General features: G+C 65.3%; 4 protein-coding genes. 2 read left to right on the top strand and 2 right to left on the bottom strand.

All coding sequences use genetic code 11. The features are described from left to right. Positions 1–124: 124 nt before the first annotated feature. Positions 125–919, top strand: coding sequence for a nitroreductase family protein (locus tag ACMZ6R_RS20345; protein WP_416114781.1), 795 nt, complete (start codon positions 125–127; stop codon positions 917–919). Here ACMZ6R_RS20345 and ACMZ6R_RS20340 read toward each other — a convergent pair. Next, a complete protein-coding gene (locus ACMZ6R_RS20340; protein WP_416114780.1) occupies positions 916–1809 on the bottom strand; it encodes a C45 family autoproteolytic acyltransferase/hydolase in 894 nt (297 codons plus the stop codon). The two genes, ACMZ6R_RS20345 and ACMZ6R_RS20340, sit on opposite strands and share 4 nt — an antisense overlap. Continuing rightward, positions 1779–1949 (bottom strand): FeoB-associated Cys-rich membrane protein, encoded by a 171-nt coding sequence (locus ACMZ6R_RS20335; protein ID WP_416114779.1) that lies wholly within the window; start codon positions 1947–1949, stop codon positions 1779–1781. The genes ACMZ6R_RS20340 and ACMZ6R_RS20335 overlap by 31 nt, the downstream gene beginning before the upstream one ends. A 152-nt stretch (positions 1950–2101) precedes the next feature. Here ACMZ6R_RS20335 and ACMZ6R_RS20330 point away from each other — a divergent pair, with 152 nt between their 5' ends. Then, a complete protein-coding gene (locus tag ACMZ6R_RS20330; protein ID WP_416114778.1) occupies positions 2102–2971 on the top strand; it encodes a universal stress protein in 870 nt (289 codons plus the stop codon). Positions 2972–3049 lie beyond the last annotated feature (78 nt).

Here is a 3049-nt window from a genome sequence, read left to right as displayed (position 1 = left end):
ATATTGTCGCCATACCAGCTGTAACCGTTAGAAGTTTTTGGGAGGGGAGAGCGCGAGAGGGGAACCCTTTTTTCAAAAAGGGTTCCCCTCTCGCACCTTCTTCCCTTCCTCAAAGGAGACTACCATGGCTTCTCTGGAAATCGACAGGGAGCGGTGCGCACGGGATGGGCTATGCGCCCTGGAGTGTCCGCTCTCGCTCATTGACATCGACGAGGCGGGCTATCCCGTGGCCACGGCGCATCTGGAAGCGTCCTGCATCGGCTGCGGACATTGCGCGGCCGTGTGCGCCAAGGGTTGCCTGCGCATCGACGGAATCGACCCGGACGACCTGCCCGACGCGCCCAGGACGCCGGATGTTTTGCCGGAAGCGCTTTGCGCCTGGATGACCGGCCGGCGCTCGGTGCGCAACTTCAGCGACCGGCGCGTACCGCGCGGACTGATCGAAACGTGCCTGGAAACGGCGCGCTACGCGCCCTCGGCCCTAAACGGCCAGCCGGCCGAGTGGCTCGTCATGACCGATCCGGCCGCCATCCGCACCCTGGCCGGGCTGTGCGCCGACTTTTTCCGCGCCGCGGGAAGCAGTCCGCGTTTTGTCGAACCCTTCGACGCCGGCCGGGAAACCATCCTGTGGGGCGCCCCCTGTCTGGTGGTGGTCCACGCCGACACGGCCGCGCCCATCCCGCCGGCCACGGATTGCGTCATCGCCCTGACCCATTTCGAGCTGGCCGCCCATGCCCTGGGACTTGGCACCTGCTGGGCCGGACTCGCACACCGGGCCGTGGCCTCCCATGCGCCGGCCCGGGAGCTTCTCGGCCTGCCGCAGGGACACGAGATGTACGGCGGCCTCATGGTCGGCTTCCCGCGCTTTGCGATCAAACGCCTGCCGCCGCGAAAGCCCCTGTCCATTATCTGGCGTTAGGGCGCGGGGGTGTTCCCCGAAAAAGCCGCCGCGTCCAGGGGGATGGTCCGCGTCCATTCGGGCGTGCCGGGATCGGCCAGACGCAGATACAACCTGCCCGGACCGGACGGCGGCATGGCCACGGCAAAGGTGGCCACGGTGCGCGCGGCCCTTGGCCTGCCGCCCGTGCGCCAGATGCCGTTTTCCGGCCCGTCGGCCGTGTCGCGGGACAGGGCGAGCAGGGCGGCGAGATTCGCCGGACGGGGCAGATCGCCCAGAAGCCCGGCGATACGCGCCGCCCGGGCCCGACTCGACGCGCCGATGCGGACATTGGCGTCGGCAAGGGCCGGCTCCAGATAGTGGTTGGTCTGCCACAGCACACCATCAACGGTGCGCGAAACGGCGTAGCGCCCGCCCGGAGCCACTTCCACCCGGGCCACCTCCTGCCGGTCGGACAAAAGAAACAGGCACGGCCTGCCACGGCTAAAAAGATCGGCCCGGGCCACGGCCGCCGCGACGCTGCCGCACCGCGTCAGCAGCCGGCGCAGCAGGCCTCCCATGCCGGGCCCGCCCTTTCGGGCCTCGCGGGGAACGCTGCCCGCCGTGGCCGAAACCACGGCGAGGCCGGCCTCGTTGACCCCGGCCTTGAGCCCGGATGCGCCGCCGCCCTCGGCAAAAAGCCCCAGGTAGCGATACCCGTCCCCGGGCGTGACCAGCACGAGCCGCTGGGCCTGCACCGGATGCCAGTCGCGGTTTTTGACCAGCAGCGTGCCGCCGCCGGCCACGCCGGACCCGGCCAGACTGAACAAGGTGCAGGCCCACGCCGCCCCGGCCCCGAGAAGGACCAGCAGCAGGACGGACAGGGCGTACGCCGACCGGGCTATTGCAGCTTTTGCCCGTCCTGACAGCACGAGCCGGTCCCCTTCGTTCCCGAGGCGCCGTCACAACTCGAACAACCGCAGCCGCACCCGCCGCTCTTCTTGAAGAAAAACCGCCGGATCACATACCCGGCCGCCACGGCGATGATCAAAAAAACAATCAGCTTGTCCATGAAGGCCTCTCTTTGAAAATGAAAATCAACCTCGAAGGAGAGAATAAGCGCTTTCCAAATTCGCGCAACATGTTTTATCGGTTTAAAAAACAACACCCTCGAACCAGCGCTGCCGCTGCCTCTCCCGACGGCAACCGCCAAGGACGCGCCCCATGGACAAACACCTGCTTGTGGCCGTCAGCGACGAATTCCACACCTCGCAGAGCCTGCGCTTCGTACACGATTTCTTCACTAGCCGCGAAGAGCTCAAGCTGACGCTGTTTTACGTAGTCCCGCGCCGCCCCGACTGGCGGCTCGACCCCATCAACCTCGAGGCCAATCCCGAGGCCATCATCCATATCGAGGAAGACAAGCAGGTCCACGGCGTGCCGGCCATGGAAAAGGCCAAGGAATGGCTCCACTCCATGGGGTTCCCCAAGGACCAGGTGCTCGTCAAGTTTTCGCACGGAAAGCTCGGCACGGTCAAAGAGATCGTCAAGGAATCCGAGGAAGGGCTCTACGACGCGGCCGTGCTCGGCCGGCGAGGACTGTCATGGTTCGAGGAAATGGTCAGCGACAGCGTGTCGCACCGCATCCTCTGGGAAGAACTCAGCTTCCCCATCTGGATCTGCCGCAATCCGCAAAAGGAACGCAAAAACGTGCTGGTATGCGTGGACGGCTCCGAGGAATCCATGCGTGTGGCGGACCACGCCGGCTTCATGCTCAAAAACGAGCCCGGCCACGATATCACGCTGCTCCACGTTTGCTCAGACGACCGCTGCATCGACGCGGAGGAAATCTTCGGCCGGGCCCTGGCCGAGATCAAAGCCAACGATATCGGCGACGACCGGATCACCATCAAGGTCCTGACCTCGTCCAACCCGGCGCGCACCATCCTGCACGAAGCCGATTCCAATAAATACGCCGCCGTGGCCATCGGCCGCACCAGCCATAAACCCTCGACCCTCAAACACATCTTCGCCACGACTAGCCTCAAGATCCTGCGCGGCATCGAAGGCGCGGCCTTGTGGTTGTGTAAGTAGGAAGAGGGGGAGAGGAACCGGGGGAGGGGACCTTTTTTTGCAAAAAAAGGTCCCCTCCCCCGGTTCCTCTCCCCCTCT

Source organism: Solidesulfovibrio sp. C21, assembly GCF_047785625.1.
Classification (GTDB): Bacteria; Desulfobacterota; Desulfovibrionia; order Desulfovibrionales; family Desulfovibrionaceae; genus Solidesulfovibrio.
Note: the sequence above shows the minus strand (reverse complement) of the source record. Positions and strands in the feature narration are given on the sequence as shown.